The organism is uncultured Paraglaciecola sp. (assembly GCF_943787955.1).
Lineage (GTDB): Bacteria > Pseudomonadota > Gammaproteobacteria > Enterobacterales > Alteromonadaceae > Paraglaciecola.
In genome coordinates, this window is record NZ_CALSOK010000007.1 from 1 (window position 1) to 15,346 (window position 15,346).

A 15,346-nucleotide genomic window follows, 5' to 3' on the forward strand; every position below is an offset into this window, starting at 1 on the left:
AATGGTGTCGGCCAGTCCGTTCGGTTTACCCACTTTTGTGTTTGTTGACTGGATCAACTGGCCACATATCCCGGGTGTGGCCAGAAATAAGTCTATTGAGACGTTAGCCAATAATGTGCACTGGATAACAGCAACTGTGCTCGGCGCTTTGATTGCCGGTCATGTAAGTGCGGTTGTGTGGCACAATAAAAAGCATGATATAAATTTAATTAGCCGAATGTGGTGGTTTAAAAAATGAAGACTCTTATAAACAGTACGTTTTTAAACAGAACGTTTTCGATAGGAATGCTGTTGTCATTTTCTATTACACTATATTTAAGTTTGATTACAACAGTTGTCCAAGCAGAAATTAAAAGTAGTCATCAATCAGGCACTGTGTCTTTTTCTGGTCAGCATGCAGGTATGAATTTCGAAGGAAAATTTGAGCGCTGGCAGGCCACACTCAACCTGCCACCTCAAAGCAAGCCTAATATCATTGCCACTTTTTACATGAGCTCAGCAAAAACAGGAGACAGTATTTACGACAGCACATTACCTGAATTTGACTGGTTTGATGTGGAAAATCACCCTCTAGGTTCATTTGTGAGTAATAAGGTTGAAATAACTGAAGAGGGATATCATGTATTGGGTGATTTAACGATCAAGAATATAGCTCAACCAGTGAGCTTCATGTTGATAGACAATCAAGACAGGTTAAACGCAAATTTTGGCATTAACCGTTTGGACTATAAAATCGGATGGGAATCAGATCCTGATGCGGACTGGGTAAGTAAAACAATATCCATATCGATGGTTATCAATAAGTAAAAAGGCAGTTGTGAGTTGCGAGTGAATAGTACAAGACTCACAGAATGATGATTCTTATCGCATTATGGGCAACACTACACATCTGATTTTAGCGTTCAAATACGAAAATAGGCCATTGATGCTAAAAACAGGCGTCGGGCTACGCTCAAATCATGCTCAACGTAAACGACATTTTCACCCCAGCCACACTTGATACAGTCTACCCATAGTTATGTAAGAATCGATCTAACTTTCCCTATGCATCAGCCTTTGACTAGAAAAATAGAATACACAACCGAGGTCATACAGGCTTCCGCGAAACACAATTACCTAAACCTAAACACTCTCCCCATTATTTATTACGTGAACGCTGTGGTGAGCCTTTTTTGCCGCTTGGCTTCAATACGAATTATACAAAACCACATACATCAATTGACGCAGCTTTATGAACAAAAAAAGCATCAACCTAATAGGAAGATACTTATTGGTGATTATCGAAATCGTCTGGTTACATGTTTTTATGCGTACTATCGTCGATAATAAATGTAGATTAGTTAATCTAATCCCCAAATTTTTTTTCTAAGATCGACGTGATGTAATGACCAGAAATGCCCCAAAATTATGCTGTGAAAGGTACCTTGATTGCTTAATACTGGTTTTGTTCTGCCAGCCTTCGGCAATCTTTTACGATGTGTAGTATCATATGGCGCCAAATTTTTTTGGAATATTATGGGATGAAGTTATACAACAGATAATTTCTAGGCCTCTGCGTATCCGAGCCACATTTTAAGGTTTGTCTCTGAGGGGCAAAGATACTCTGTTGATAAGCGCCTAGCTTCAGAACTGATATATTAATTCACCTAGGATCAGTTCAACTGACTAAGTTGAAGGAACATAATAAAAAAGAACACACATGAATCAAATAAACCGACCCGTTAAAACAGCACTCACCATGGCCATCGCTCTCGCATTGAGCAATGGCGCTGTTCAAGCTCAAGAAAAAAGTCAACTCGATGAGAAAGAAGCTAAGAGCGAACGCCAGCTCGAGAAAATAGTGATTACTTCAACTCGCCGATCAGAGAACCAACAAGTTGTACCAATTGCGGTACAGGCCATAAGTGGTGAAAAGCTTCAACAGTTAGGCATCGACAGTTTTGATGATTACATTGCATTGTTACCTGGTGTTACCTCTGATGGCCAAGGACCCGGTAAACAGTAAACCTATATCCGAGGAGTATCAGCTGGTCGTGCCGCGGTGAGAATTTCTGGAATAGGCGGTGAGCCAAGTGTCGCCTTTTATCTTGATGAAGCACCCATCACCACTCCCGGTCGTAATATCGATTTATATGCCGTTGACTTGCAAAGGGTTGAAGTGTTGAAAGGTCCTCAAGGCACATTGTTTGGGGCCAGTTCGCAAGCAGGTACTGTTCGTCTTATCACCAATAAACCAGATTTGAGTAACTTCGGCGCGGGTGGTGAGTTCGGAATGTCATCCACCAAAAACGGCGGCATCAGTAATAAATCTGAAGGTTTTATCAATATACCAATTGCAGAGGATACCTTTGCCATACGTCTCGCCGGTTATAGTTCTACTGATGGCGGCTTTATAGATAATGTGCTTGCCACGAATAGCTTGCCGCTGACTAATCCGGGGGTGGGAGGGCGCGTTCCAGCGATTCGACAGGAAGTCAGTAACTCCACGTTTGTGGAAGATGATTATAATGAAGCAACATATCGCGGCATGAGATTCAGCGCATTGTGGCAAATCAATGACGATTGGGATGTGTTATTACAGCATACAAGTCAACAGCTTGACACTGAAGGTTCTTTTGAATATGACCCGGATATTAGTGACGATGACGACTTAAATGTCGCGACCTTTTCACTCACTAAAGGTGATGATAAGGTCAGCCTCACCCAATGGACTGTCAATGGTATGCTTAGTGGGCTTGAAGTGATTTACAACGGCTCGTTCACAGACCGAACGTTTCAAGGACAGAGCGACTATACCGGTTATGTTAATGTCGGCCCCTACGTTCCTTACTATATATGTACCTATCCAGCTTACGATGAATGTTTTAGCCCAGTCATGACCACATCTGAACAATTCTCAACTGAACGTAGTGATCACGAAATTCGCTTCGCAACCAATGCTGATGACCGTTTCCGTGCCATTGGTGGGGTGTTCTATGATGATCAGCAACTTAACTTTTTAACCGATTTTACCTATGCAGGGGCAATTAAAGCGGGATTTTCACCCAACTTTCCAATACCCGGCGCGTTTACTAATACTGATGGCAGTGCTCGCCCACCAGGCGTCACATTCGTCAATGATTTTCAATCAGATCGTGAAGAGATCTCGATATTTGGAGAATTAGCTTACGATATAACTGAGGATGTGACTGTCACCGTTGGTGCACGTCGCTACGAAATTGATATAGGTTTGATGGGGCAATCGTCATTTGGACAAAGGGCTGCCGTCCCTGAAGCCAATGGTGGATCAAATGTGGATGCAAGACTCGAAGGTTTAAGCCCCGCTACGTTGTCAGGCACTATTTTTAAAGGAAATATCCGCTGGAAAATGAATGCTGACGCAATGTTTTATGGGACCTATTCTGAAGGTTTCCGAGGCGGCGGATTCAACCGTGCAGCTGGCATTGGTGGTATTCCTGCGACCTTTGATACTGATGATGTGGTCAGTCTTGAATTTGGCTGGAAAACAACTTGGCTTGATAATTCTTTGCGATTTAATGGTGCCATATATAATGCTGACTTTAGCGATCTTCAGCAAGGGATCCTAGATTTTTCTATCGCCAATACGTCATTTTTTGACAATGTTGGAACGGCCAAAATCAATGGTGTTGAATTTTAACTTGAATGGACTGCGAATGATTATTTAGATCTTTTCGGCTCATTTAGCTATATCGATTCAGAATTGACAGAAATTCCACAGACGCTTGTGAATATAGCACCTGTAGGATCAAGTCTTCCCTATGCACCAGAGCTGGAAACAGTCATTGGGGCACGTTTCTACCAAGAGATTGGTGATTATTCAGCTGTTTACCAAGGCGTATACAAGTGGGTGGATTCACGGTTTAATAGCCTAGCCGCTGCTGGTCGTGTTGAGTTGCCGTCTTATAATCAACTTAACTTGTCGGCCAGTATTTCAAAAGATGACTGGAGAGCAACGTTATTTATTGACAATGCAACCGATTCTCTTGGGCAAGTCGCAGCGGGTTCGGCCGATAATGTTTTCAGAGTTTCTCCAACACGACCTCGTACTGTTGGTGTTAGAGTGAGCTTTGATTATTAGTATTTTAAGTCAGTGTTTGTTTGTAAGTGATGTTTAATCATTTTAAAGCATGAAAGGGTCGACGTTTAATTACGTCGACCCTTTTTTATTTTTGTTACGCTATATACAATATTAAGTATACCCTGATATTTATCGAGATATGATTTTGCCAGAGCAAGTAAAAAACACCCAAGTTGAACAGATTATTAAACAGTGTCAATTATTGATTAATAAAGGCCATTTAAGCCAAGCATCTGAAAATCTTGAAAATATGCTTGCCCAAAACCCGGGACATATTGAAGGTATCTATTGTCTTGCAGTTTGCCAGCGTAAACAGCAAAAATATGCCGAATCCATGGCAAACCTTAACCAAGTTTTGGTAAAAGCACCCGATCACGGCAGAGCTCATCAAGAGCAAGGTTTTATACACAAAGCTTTAGGAGAGACTTTTAAAGCCATAACGGCATTTGAAAAAGCGGTCGCCTTGAACCCGGCATTATTTGGAAGTTGGCGTGTGTTGGCTGATGAACTTGACTATTCTAACCATCAGGAAGCTAAGAAACATGTTGATTGGCTTTCTAGTCTGCCCCCGGCGTTAGTCTCGGTTTCAAGCCTCATATATCAAAAACAATTGCACCGCGCAGAACGGCTATGCCGGCACTTTCTCAAAGACCATCCTCATCAACCAGAAGCGATGCGTTTATTGGCTGAGTGAGGTAACAAGTTTCAAATTCTTGATGACGCAGAGTTTTTATTAGCCAGCTGCCTTGAATTTGAACCCAACTATAAAAGGGCCCGTCTGGATTATGTGCATGTTTTACATAAGCGCCAAAAATATAACAAGGCACTGGTACAAGCACAAATTCTGCTAGATTCTGACCCCAATAATTCAAATTTAAAAATTGGACTTGGCAATGCCCAACAAGCGACCGGAGATTTTACAGCGGCTATCAAGACCTTTGAAAGTGTGTTGCAAAGCAACCCAGACAATTATTCAATACAGCTGACACTCGGCCATGCTTTAAAAACAATGGGTCGTGTTGATGACGCTATTCAAGCGTATCAGAACAGCTATCGCATCAAACCCGATTTTGGGGATGCATTCTGGAGTCTTGCCAATCTCAAAACGTATCGATTTTCATCAGAAGAACGTCAGCAAATGCGGGATCAAGAAGCGAGTTCTGCCATAGCGATAAACGATAAAATTCACTTCTGCTTAGCTCTTGGCAAAGATCTAGAGGACAGCGAATATTTTGACGAAGCCTTCTCTTTTTACCATCGCGGCAACACCTTAAAAAACGAGCAGGACCGGTATGACAGTAAACCCTTGGATATATCCTTTGATATTCAGAAAAATAATTTTGATGCAGCATTTTTTAAACGCAATGAAAAGGCGGGTTGCCCTGCCCAAGACCCTATATTTATAGTAGGGCTACCGAGAGCGGGCTCAACACTTTTAGAACAAATCCTCTCTTCACACTCACAGGTCGACGGGACCATGGAATTGGCGAATGTCATTGGTCTAGCGCACCACTTAAATGGACGGCAAGTTGTGCAAGATACCCCTCGTTACCCTGACATCCTAAACAAGATATCGGCTGATGATCTGACTAAAATGGGCGAGCTGTATATTGAAGAGACTCAACATCACCGCCAGGAAGCCATGTTTTTCATTGACAAAATGCCGAACAATTTCCGACATATTGCCCTTATCCACCTTATGTTGCCTAACGCCAAAATCATCGATGCGAGACGCGACGCTATCTCCTGTTGTTTTAGCGGTTTTAAACAGCTATTCGGTGAGGGCCAGCAATTTTCTTATGATCTTGCCGATATTGGACACTATTATCGCAGTTATGTTGAGATCATGGACCATTGGGACAAAGCATTGCCGGGCAAAATTTTACGAGTACAGTATGAGGATGTGGTGGCGGATTTAGAGACGCAGGTGCGGCGCATTTTAGACTATTGCGGTCTTCCTTTTGAGCAAGCTTGTATTGATTTTCACAGCAATAAACGCGCTGTTCGCACACCCAGCTCTGAGCAGGTTCGCCAACCCATTTATCAAAGTGGTCTTGAGCAATGGCGTCATTATGAGTCACACTTAGAGCCGCTGAAAAAGGCACTGAGCACACCGACTAAAATTCTCTAGAATAGTATGACTGCGTCGACGAAAATTTATCAAGACATCAGCATTTACAACGGACTTATTTTACAGTGGATAAAGACATTGGCATGTCAATGGCCTGCGTAGGTATGACACTCGAGGAACGGGTAAGAATGGGCAGAAAGCAGACGGTCGATGAAATTGACTGTATGACTCCTTATGGCAAACAATAGCGTCAAAACCCGTTTTTCGAGCTACCGCTCCTGGCACATACTTCACCGTTAGGCTTAACGCTCGTCTGTTCGCTTTTAGGAACTGAGCTGCCTGTCAGGTTTCGTAACTGGCGGGTATGCTGTTTACAACAACGTTGCTGATTAATGAAATCAACCATTTCCCCTGGGGATCACACCCATTCACTTTTGTAGGATGGTGAATTTCATAAAACGCAAAAACACTGATTCCATGCTGCATCTACTCTTAGCCCCTAAGGTTTGATGATTCATTGGGCTTTACATTTTCTAAATGCTCAGATGGCGATCCTTGTACAAAAACAATCTAAATAAGACCAATTAATTCATGAGCTTAGATTGTCAATTTGTTTATACAATTCTATAGTGCGTTCATTGTTTTTGAAAATGTAGATAAAGAAATGAATACAGATAAACCACGTAAATATTCACAAAAAATCGTAGACGGTGCAGCTCAAGCACCTAGTCGCTCTATGTTAAGGGCTGTAGGCTTTGGCGACGAGGATTTTAAAAAATCTCAGGTGGGCATTGCCTCTACGTGGTCAATGGTGACCCCGTGTAATATGCACATTAACACTCTGGCAGAAGAGGTAGGTAAAGGTGTCGATAGCGCGGGTGCTAAAAGTGTGATTTATAACACTATTACTGTATCTGACGGTATATCTATGGGCACCGAAGGTATGAAGTATTCTTTGGTCTCACGGGAAGTTATTTGCGATTCCATAGAAGCCGTATCCGCTGGTATGGGCCACGACGGCATTATTGCCATTGGTGGTTGTGATAAAAACATGCCGGGTTGTTTGATGGGCTTAGCCCGTTTGAACCGTCCTTCAATTTTTGTCTACGGTGGTACGATTTTGCCGGGTGAAAATCATACGGATATCGTATCGGTATTTGAAGCTGTTGGTAGTTACGCTGCGGGCGATATTCCTATCACGCAATTAGAACATATTGAAAAAACGGCGATACCGGGCGCGGGCTCTTGCGGTGGCATGTATACGGCAAATACCTTAGCCTCGGCAATTGAAGCTTTGGGCATGAGTATGCCTAATAGCTCTGCTCAAAATGCGGTTTCAGATAATAAAAAGCAAGACTGTATTGATGCAGGAAAAGCGATTGTTTATTTGCTTGAACATGATATCAAGCCTTCTGACATTATGACCAAAAAGGCCTTTGACAATGCCATTGCGCTAACCATTACTTTAGGTGGCTCTACCAATGCAGTGCTGCATTTAATTGCAATGGCTGACGCCATAGGCGTAGAAGTGACACTGGATGATTTTGTGCGCATGGGTGAAAAAACGCCAGTGATTGCTGACTTGCGTCCAAGTGGTCAATACTTAATGTCTGAATTAATTGAAATTGGTGGTATTCAACCTCTGATGAAACGTTTGTTGGATGCGGGCATGTTGCACGGTGATTGTATGACTGTCACAGGTAAAACTATGGCCGAAAATTTAGCTGATGTAGAAGATTACCCAGAAGGTCAGAAGATTATTTTACCTTTTGATAAGCCCATCAAAAAAGATAGCCACTTGGTTATTTTAAACGGTAATTTAGCGCCTGAAGGCGCGGTTTCAAAAATTACAGGTAAAGAAGGGTTGAGTTTTACGGGTTCGGCTAAGGTGTATGACTCAGAAGAACAAGGTTTTGCTGCTATCATTGATGGTCAAGTGGTAGCGGGTGACGTGGTGGTTATCCGTTATGAAGGTCCAAAAGGTGGGCCCGGTATGCGTGAAATGTTAAGTCCCACTTCAGCTATTATGGGCAAAGGCTTAGGCAATGATGTGGCACTTATTACCGACGGTCGCTTCTCAGGCGGCAGTAGGGGATTTGTAGTGGGACATATTACGCCTGAAGCATATGAGGGAGGGGCCATTGCACTGGTAGAAAATGGTGATAGCATTACCATAGACGCACAAAGTCGCCAGATGACACTGAATATAAGTAATGAGGAAATGGCACAGAGGAAACTTAACTGGCAACAGCCGGCACCTAAATACACTAGAGGGTTACTTGCAAAATATGCCAGAACAGTCAGTTCTGCCTCTACAGGCGCTGTGACCGATAAGGCTGATTAAGCTGCCTTTTATCAAGTAACAGTTGAATGAAAGTGTGCTGATCCCGTCAAGCAGTTTGGGCATAATCACTGAGATTATGCCTGTTTACTGACTATTCTTAACCCATTGTGATCACTTAGTAATCTGGCTTCCCGTTGTTTTAATTGGGTTAAATAATCTCTGATTGTTTTGCTGATCAAAGTATTTCGCTTAATTAAATCTAACTGCGGCCAAGTGGCGCGTTCTCCGTGTTTTATCACTTCTCGGATGCTTTTTAAGCTAGGGTTCGACATTATATGTTTAAGGTTAGATAAACTGGCGCTAGGTAAAATATTGATATCGCCCACATACTGCTGATCAATAACAGAACGCAATTTGTGAATACCTAACCTAGCAGCACGGTGGTGGATCAGGTTTTCAAGTATATCGAAGGCATAGATGCTGTTTACTTTGGCGATTTTTGCTGCATAGCGCCATGTTAAATTTATTAGGCCAGTGGTATCTCTTTTGTCTCGGGCTAAGAAGGGCACTGCAATTAAATTGGTTTGACTGACAATACTATGATTCACTCCATATAAGCGGGCTAAACGGTCGAAGGGTAAGTCGGCCATAATAGAGCCGTCTGCAAAACGCCGATTAGGAATATAAGGCACTATATCACCGGCTCTATTTTTAGCTTTTAGTTGCACCGGCTTAAATAATAGTGGGATTGCAGTTGAGGCTCTGACTGCTTGGGTAATAATAGCGTTGGGTGAGGTTTTCGCATTTAACAAACGTGAATGTTGATGTAAATCAGCCGGAGACACTGTGATGGTCATATGACGGCCGGTTTTTTTGAAGGCTTCTTCAAAGGTGGTTAAATCAAATAGCTCGATTAAGGCATTTTCTAAGTTACGACTATCGAGTAGACTGTCACCACCAAAACCTTGCCATAGCCGCCACTGTTTAAATTTTTGTTGTATCACCTCTGGTTGAATGTCCTTTAATAGTTCTTCATCGGTGCGCGTTCCTACCAAGGCCGCTATGATTGACCCTGCACTGGCTCCTGATATGACTTTTGGAAGTAAATCATGTTCTACCAAAGACTTGATTACCCCACAATGAAAAAACCCAAGACCCGCGCCCCCACTTAACATCAAGTAACTGCGACCAAATGCCTGTGCTGTTTCTTCAAAGAAAGACAATTTTTCGTAGAAGTCTATTTCGTTTTCATCGGCTTGATAGATAAAATCTAATGCGCTGCAGACTTCTTGGATGAATTCTTCAATCAGGTGTTTAGTGCCAAATTTTGCGTGTTGTTTCAGTGCAGGCGAAGCGATATTGCCTAAGTTGCCATGTAAACCTTCGTGCAATATGTACATTAAACCATCAGTGTCACCGCTTAATCTAGCTTGTTTGATACGTTGTACACGTTTACGAATAAGCCGATAGTCGTAGTCCTTACAGGTATCTTTGGCTTTCCATTCTTGGGAGCCAGACAACTCGTCATGGGCTTTTGCCGCCTCTTGGTATTCTTCATAAGACGCAGCATGTGTCATGATATCTTGTAATCCAGAAAGGGTTTTATTCGCCATACACATGCCTCAATTTGTTTACTTGAATCAATATAACCGTAAATAATTAGAAAAGGCTACCCAAATTGAAAGACAGTTGGCTACAGACGCCATCATATATCCATCATGAGAGATAACTCACTGTGTTTAAGTAGAGTTTTATATGGATAATTTTCAACCTATGGTATTTTAGTTTGACCATTCTAATTACAATAGTTAGGTTAAAATGGAATGTGTATATACTAAATAATAATATTGACTAGGCGCAGCTGTTTTTATGCAATTAATTGAGCAACTCATCACTCATCTACCCTTGCTATCTATACCTATGATTAGTGCCATAGTGGGATGGTCTACTAATTTTTTAGCAGTCAAAATGATGTTTTATCCTATTGAATTTATCGGTTTCAAACCTTTTTTAGGCTGGCAAGGTTTGATACCTGCCAAGCGTCGAGAAATGGCAGAGATTGAAGTTGAATTGGTACTGGGAAAATTGCTCAGTGTGAAAGAATTGGCAGACCGCATTGACCCCATTGAACTGACTAAAGCCATTGAAAGGCGTCTCAAGCAAACCATTCGGACCATCATCAACGATGTGATGAAAGAGTCTGCACCCCAGTTGTGGGCTTCCTTGCCGGTGCATGGAAAAAATCTTGTGTATGCAAGGGTAGAGGCTGATATTCCAAATGTTGTGATCAATATGGTGAACGACTTCAAGTACAACATTGAAGAGATAGTCGATATAAAAGAGCTCGTAGTTGGTCAATTGGTTAACGCCCCTGAACTTATCAACGAAATTTTCTTGAAATCTGGTGAGAAGGAATTTCCTTTTATAGAAAAGTCAGGTTTATATTTTGGCTTTTTATTTGGTTTGCCGACTATGGTTGTTTGGATGTTTTATCCTTCTTGGTGGGTTTTGCCAGTGGGGGGCTTAATAGTAGGTTATGCCACAAATTGGATTGCGTTAAAGATCATTTTTGAGCCTAAAAATCCAATCAAGTTTATGGGGTTTACCATTCAAGGCATGTTTTTAAAACGACAGAAAGAAGTGTCTCGTGTGTATTCAGACATCATTGAGTCTAAACTCATGACATCCAAAAATATCATGGAGATTGCGGTTCATGGATCAGGAGCAGGGCAATTGTTGGAATTAATTGAACTGCACGTGAATGATGCAATTGAACGATATGTCGCTATTGCACAGCCTTACTTTGCCTTAGGGGTAGGCTCAGAGTCTTATTACAAAATGAAAGAACTTGCTTCGCAGCGCATTTTTAATGACTCAGAAAAATACTTGTCTTATGCCTACGAATATACCAATAAAGCGCTGAGAATTGCGGATGACCTGTGCGAGCGTATGGAGGCTTTGTCGCCTGAAGAATTTGAAGGTGTTCTGCGTCCCGCTTACGAGGCTGATGAATGGAAGTTGATTTTAACCGGTGCATTATTGGGCATGGGAGCTGGCTTTATGCAGTTGTATTTGGTCTTTATGTAACAAAGTATCAACATGCCAAAAGGCAACGTTTGTAAATTAATCTAATTCCTTACTTTTGCCGTATTAGCCATTATGAAAACTATATTATTTGTTTTACTTATCATGAAATTCACATCTGTATCAGCCCAGTGGAAAGTTGATTTTTCAACTCCTGAAGAACTCAGTTATTGGTATCGCGTTAACGACAGTGTTATGGGAGGACTATCACAGTCGAATCTTCGTGTGACGGATAAAGTTGCCTATTTCGAAGGACAACTTTCTTTAAAAAATAATGGCGGGTTTGCCTCTGTTAGGCGAGTTGGGCCAGTGGCACTCGAAAGTGGCACTGCACCGATTTTGATAGAGATTAAAGGTGATGGGCGAAGCTATCAGTTGCGTCTTAGAACCAATAAAGGGTTTGACGGTGTGGCATATGTGGCAACATTTTCTAGTAGCAATGATACATGGCAAACCTTGGTTTTTAATGAAGAAGATTTTGTGGCGCAATTCCGTGGTCAAATTGTGAGTCGCGCACCAAGTTTGTCATTTTCTGATGTCAGGCAAATAGGCTTTATGCTTGCGGATAAACAACCTGGCTCGTTTCAAATAGCAATAAAAAATATCGGTCAATAACAAAATTCTAAAACCTGTAAATATTAATTAATCTTTATTCAGTAAATTAAAAATACCTATCAGAGACTGGGTTAGTTTATGTTTCGGGGCAAGGATTATGAGTGGCTTTTTAGCTTGATGTGACTCGCGCATTTTTACTGACTGACCGATATACTCTGACAACACGGGAAAACCTTCTGCTATCAACTCATTAACGATTTGTTTTGGCAGGTTTGCGTTGGTCATATATTGATTAGCAATGATCCCTTCTATTTCCAAATTTTCATTATGATCTTCTTTTATCTCTGCAATTTTTTTTTGCAGGCTATATAAGCCTTGCCGAGCGAAGTCGTCGCAATCAATGGGTATTAAACATCGTTGTGCAGCGATTAATGCCGACATGCTGTAAAAGTTCAGGGCGGGTGCAGTATCGATAAAAATGTGTTGATAGGTATCTTTCAATGAGTCTAAGGCTTCTCGCAGTTTATAAATTTTGTGCCTGCTGTCTAACTCGCTTTCCATCTCTGTTAACCGTTCTGAGCCCGCAATAATATCCAGATTGTCCACTTGTGTTGGATGACAAAAGTCACTGGCAGGGCGACGATGCAGATGAAAAGTAATCGTTTGTTCAAATAAATCCGCTATGCTGGATTCATTGCCCAGGTCAGTCACATTCAGATAGGCTGTACTATTGCATTGTGTATCTAAGTCAATCAGTAAGGTTCGGTATCCCTGACTAGCAGAAATGGCAGCAAGGTTGACTGCCAAGCTTGACTTACCCACACCACCTTTTTTGTTGAATAACGCTCTTATCATTTTCTATCTCGATTAATACTGCAATTTTGTCATACTATAAATTAACAAAAGCTTATTTCCATATACTTGCGCTCTCTATAAACAGTATGTCAATCTATCAGCTGTATTGACATGTCTCATCACATTTATTGGTAATAATAAAATGAAAACGGCTGAACGTATATTAATAACTTCCCTTGATATTTTTAATCAAAAAGGAGAAAAACAACGTTAGCAGTGTCGAGATTGCAATGGAATTAGATATCAGTCCTGGCAATTTGTATTATCATTTTAAAGGGAAAGAAGTCATAGTAGCTGCCTTGTTTGATATTTATCAACATCAATTGCGGGGGGATTATTGATGCCCCAGGCAATCAAACAGATATTTCTCTGAGTATTGAAGAGTTTTTTTATTATCTTTACCTGATCATTGAAAAAAACCATTTATTTCGTTTTTTTATATCGAAACCCTACCGATTTAACTGATAAATACCCTGTTGTGGCCAAAGGATTTATCAAGTTGATGGCTGCTCAAGAACGGTGTGTTACTGAGCTTTTAGCCCAGTTTGTGATACAAGGTACCATTACGGCCTCTGCTGGTCAGTGTAATCAAATGGTCGAAATCATCGGATTAGTATTTAGTCAGGCGGGAAATTATTACGCTTTAAAAGGTCATGGATATCAATGGTGATGAGTATCTATATAAAAGTTTGTCAGCAATTTTGTTCGCGTTGTTACCTTACATTAACATCGCGCCAGGTGAGTTACATCATTTGCAAGAAGCTATAGTCAATCACGAATTCTCCAATCAAGGATAATGAATTAAAACGTGTTGTGTATCAGCATAAAAGGATAACGTTTTGAGTAAAAAAACTAACATTTCTCGATAAGACATTTTGGAGTCACTGAAACTGAGGCTAACCCCAAACATGTCGCAGTCTTACAACTGCTGAAAATACCCGCTGATGCGGCAAATGATTATGTAGATAAGTTGTTGGCAGAAATGCGCACGTTTGATAAAGCTACGGCACCCTTTAACTGTCGAGTCAGGACTGTGATGGGGGTACCCGATTAAATTTGTACCTGTTGAGCAGTTAGACATGCTGTATCACGTTAAAGTGCATAATATCGATGATTTGAACGATAAGCCTGCCTTAAATATATTTGTTGCGAGTTTACATGAAACTTGGCTAGACAGAGATAAGCCACTTTGGCAATTCCATTTTATTAAAGACATCAATACTGAGCAGTTCGCTTTGTATATCAAAATCCATCATATGTGTGGAGATGGCAGCACTTTAATACGTTGGTTTCAGGCAGGTTATAACCAGAGCCCAATTAATGAAGGCTTTGTACCTGTTTGGGCAATAAACAGAACCCAAAAAATACGCCACAAAACACCATGGTTTTAAAGCCGTTTTTGGGAGCCTGTGGGGTTTCTTTATAGCCGTTAAGGATTCAATTTGGATTTGGTTTAGGTTATTGATAAAGTTACTTAGGATAAATAAAGATTATATGCCATTGCCTTTTACAGGCACAAAAACGGTGCTGACAGGGCAGGTGAAAAAAGGCCGAGCAGTTGCTACCTTAGAATTCGACTTTGCCCCGCGTTAAGGTGCTCAGCAAACGTTTAAGAGCCACAGCCAATGAAGTCATGTTATGTGTGTTTGATATCGCCGTTCATAGGCAACTTGCTGACTATGGGCAGACATTTGAAAAAGCATTGTTCACTAATATGCCCATTAACTTACGCAAACCCGGTGAGGACAACCAATGGTAATCAAAATAGCTATAGTGCCAGTTGAGCTAGCTCATGGACACACTGATCCTTATCTTAGGCTAAGAGAGATAATTGAAAATCACCGAAAAGTCAAAAGAGCAGCAATGTCTTCTCATCCTGCATCATTTAGCTATTACACTTTGTTAATACAGACCTATGCCTTGATCTTTGAAATGTTAGGCTTATCGAATTGGGTCAAACCTATCGCCAATATTTTGGTGTCAAATATGCCAGGGCCTTCTGACATAATGTATTTTAAAGATAGTCAAATGCTGGCTGCATACCCTATTTCAACTATCACTCCCGGAGGTGGAGTGAACATTACAATGGTGACTTACAATGGTCAGGCCAATATTGGACTCGTTTGCTGTAATAATAATATTGATAGTTTAGAGCCATTGGCGCGTTATAGTATCGAGGCGTTTGATATGTTGGAAAAATGTCTCGATGATCCCAGTATTAATGTGGATGATATTGGTGAAAAACTGAGTGCTTGAGTGGCTATGTTGCTTATGGCCAGTAGGCATGGGATTAAAATGATTATGCCCACAAGTATTAGGCTGATACACGCAAAATAATGACGCAAAAAAGCGCTTTTCAACCCACAATGCGACGCTTTAAGGTGAAAGATGGGTTTGC

The 15,346-nt window shown here is 41.2% G+C and carries 16 protein-coding genes and 1 pseudogene; 15 read left to right on the plus strand and 2 right to left on the minus strand.

All coding sequences use genetic code 11. The annotated features are described in order from the left end of the window. The 8 genes and pseudogenes from Q0Y52_RS06010 to ilvD form a co-directional block, all read left to right on the plus strand. Positions 1-238: cytochrome b/b6 domain-containing protein (locus tag Q0Y52_RS06010; protein WP_366939254.1), on the plus strand; the 238-nt coding region annotated here is incomplete at its 5' end. Positions 239-285: 47 nt separating this feature from the next. Then, positions 286-807: a YceI family protein gene (locus Q0Y52_RS06015; RefSeq protein ID WP_297819506.1), complete on the plus strand. Its 522-nt coding sequence runs from the start codon at positions 286-288 to the stop codon at positions 805-807. 892 nt (positions 808-1,699) lie between these two features. Further along, entirely contained in the window at positions 1,700-2,005 is a 306-nt protein-coding gene (locus tag Q0Y52_RS06020) for a hypothetical protein (RefSeq protein WP_297819355.1), read from the plus strand. A 6-nt stretch (positions 2,006-2,011) separates the two neighbouring features. Continuing rightward, positions 2,012-4,099, plus strand: a pseudogene (locus Q0Y52_RS06025) (TonB-dependent receptor). Between the two features lie 145 nt (positions 4,100-4,244). Further along, positions 4,245-4,793: a tetratricopeptide repeat protein gene (locus Q0Y52_RS06030; protein WP_297819357.1), complete on the plus strand. Its 549-nt coding sequence runs from the start codon at positions 4,245-4,247 to the stop codon at positions 4,791-4,793. Between the two features lie 93 nt (positions 4,794-4,886). Continuing rightward, positions 4,887-6,230: a sulfotransferase gene (locus Q0Y52_RS06035; protein WP_297819360.1), complete on the plus strand. Its 1,344-nt coding sequence runs from the start codon at positions 4,887-4,889 to the stop codon at positions 6,228-6,230. Positions 6,231-6,295: 65 nt separating this feature from the next. Continuing rightward, complete coding sequence (locus Q0Y52_RS06040; RefSeq protein WP_297819362.1) at positions 6,296-6,418, plus strand: hypothetical protein; 123 nt, start codon at positions 6,296-6,298, stop codon at positions 6,416-6,418. A 416-nt stretch (positions 6,419-6,834) separates the two neighbouring features. Next, the gene (gene ilvD, locus Q0Y52_RS06045) at positions 6,835-8,514 is read left to right on the plus strand and encodes a dihydroxy-acid dehydratase (protein WP_297819365.1); all 1,680 of its coding nucleotides are present in this window, start codon (positions 6,835-6,837) and stop codon (positions 8,512-8,514) included. A 74-nt stretch (positions 8,515-8,588) separates the two neighbouring features. On the opposite strand, the gene Q0Y52_RS06050 is transcribed toward ilvD, so the two are convergent. Further along, on the minus strand, positions 8,589-10,067 hold the full coding sequence (locus Q0Y52_RS06050; RefSeq protein ID WP_297819368.1) for a DUF3336 domain-containing protein: 1,479 nt from the start codon (positions 10,065-10,067) through the stop codon (positions 8,589-8,591). Positions 10,068-10,323: 256 nt separating this feature from the next. Between Q0Y52_RS06050 and Q0Y52_RS06055 the strand changes: the two genes are divergently transcribed. Further along, entirely contained in the window at positions 10,324-11,541 is a 1,218-nt protein-coding gene (locus Q0Y52_RS06055; RefSeq protein ID WP_297819370.1) for a DUF445 domain-containing protein, read from the plus strand. Between the two features lie 72 nt (positions 11,542-11,613). Then, complete coding sequence (locus Q0Y52_RS06060) at positions 11,614-12,153, plus strand: CIA30 family protein (protein WP_297819373.1); 540 nt, start codon at positions 11,614-11,616, stop codon at positions 12,151-12,153. A 27-nt stretch (positions 12,154-12,180) separates the two neighbouring features. Here the strand turns inward: Q0Y52_RS06060 and Q0Y52_RS06065 are convergent, their stop codons facing one another. Next, the gene (locus Q0Y52_RS06065) at positions 12,181-12,948 is read right to left on the minus strand and encodes a ParA family protein (protein WP_297819376.1); all 768 of its coding nucleotides are present in this window, start codon (positions 12,946-12,948) and stop codon (positions 12,181-12,183) included. A 230-nt stretch (positions 12,949-13,178) separates the two neighbouring features. On the opposite strand from Q0Y52_RS06065, the gene Q0Y52_RS06070 reads away from it, so the two are divergent. The 5 genes from Q0Y52_RS06070 to Q0Y52_RS06090 all read left to right on the plus strand — a co-directional run bounded on the left by Q0Y52_RS06070 (position 13,179) and on the right by Q0Y52_RS06090 (position 15,204). After that, positions 13,179-13,289 carry a TetR/AcrR family transcriptional regulator gene (locus tag Q0Y52_RS06070; RefSeq protein ID WP_297819509.1) on the plus strand — a complete coding sequence of 37 codons (111 nt, stop codon included), beginning with the start codon at positions 13,179-13,181 and terminating at the stop codon, positions 13,287-13,289. A gap of 68 nt (positions 13,290-13,357) precedes the next feature. Then, a complete protein-coding gene (locus Q0Y52_RS06075; protein WP_297819379.1) occupies positions 13,358-13,618 on the plus strand; it encodes a TetR/AcrR family transcriptional regulator in 261 nt (86 codons plus the stop codon). Positions 13,619-14,027: 409 nt separating this feature from the next. After that, the gene (locus Q0Y52_RS06080) at positions 14,028-14,339 is read left to right on the plus strand and encodes a wax ester/triacylglycerol synthase domain-containing protein (protein WP_297819382.1); all 312 of its coding nucleotides are present in this window, start codon (positions 14,028-14,030) and stop codon (positions 14,337-14,339) included. Between the two features lie 188 nt (positions 14,340-14,527). Next, a complete protein-coding gene (locus Q0Y52_RS06085) occupies positions 14,528-14,707 on the plus strand; it encodes a hypothetical protein (protein WP_297819385.1) in 180 nt (59 codons plus the stop codon). Further along, a complete protein-coding gene (locus tag Q0Y52_RS06090) occupies positions 14,701-15,204 on the plus strand; it encodes a WS/DGAT domain-containing protein (protein WP_297819388.1) in 504 nt (167 codons plus the stop codon). Before Q0Y52_RS06085 ends, Q0Y52_RS06090 begins: the two co-directional genes overlap by 7 nt. The last annotated feature ends 142 nt before the right edge of the window (positions 15,205-15,346 follow it).

What these genes read in the sequence shown, in the direction of transcription:
- Q0Y52_RS06015 (WP_297819506.1), top strand. Translation starts at nt 286, where the DNA reads ATGCTGTTGTCATTTTCTATTACACTATATTTAAGTTTGATTACAACA.
- Q0Y52_RS06020 (WP_297819355.1), top strand. Translation starts at nt 1,700, where the DNA reads ATGAATCAAATAAACCGACCCGTTAAAACAGCACTCACCATGGCCATC.
- ilvD (WP_297819365.1), top strand. Translation starts at nt 6,835, where the DNA reads ATGAATACAGATAAACCACGTAAATATTCACAAAAAATCGTAGACGGT.
- Q0Y52_RS06050 (WP_297819368.1), bottom strand. Translation starts at nt 10,067, where the DNA reads ATGGCGAATAAAACCCTTTCTGGATTACAAGATATCATGACACATGCT.
- Q0Y52_RS06055 (WP_297819370.1), top strand. Translation starts at nt 10,324, where the DNA reads ATGCAATTAATTGAGCAACTCATCACTCATCTACCCTTGCTATCTATA.
- Q0Y52_RS06060 (WP_297819373.1), top strand. Translation starts at nt 11,614, where the DNA reads ATGAAAACTATATTATTTGTTTTACTTATCATGAAATTCACATCTGTA.
- Q0Y52_RS06065 (WP_297819376.1), bottom strand. Translation starts at nt 12,948, where the DNA reads ATGATAAGAGCGTTATTCAACAAAAAAGGTGGTGTGGGTAAGTCAAGC.
- Q0Y52_RS06070 (WP_297819509.1), top strand. Translation starts at nt 13,179, where the DNA reads ATGGAATTAGATATCAGTCCTGGCAATTTGTATTATCATTTTAAAGGG.
- Q0Y52_RS06080 (WP_297819382.1), top strand. Translation starts at nt 14,028, where the DNA reads ATGCTGTATCACGTTAAAGTGCATAATATCGATGATTTGAACGATAAG.
- Q0Y52_RS06090 (WP_297819388.1), top strand. Translation starts at nt 14,701, where the DNA reads ATGGTAATCAAAATAGCTATAGTGCCAGTTGAGCTAGCTCATGGACAC.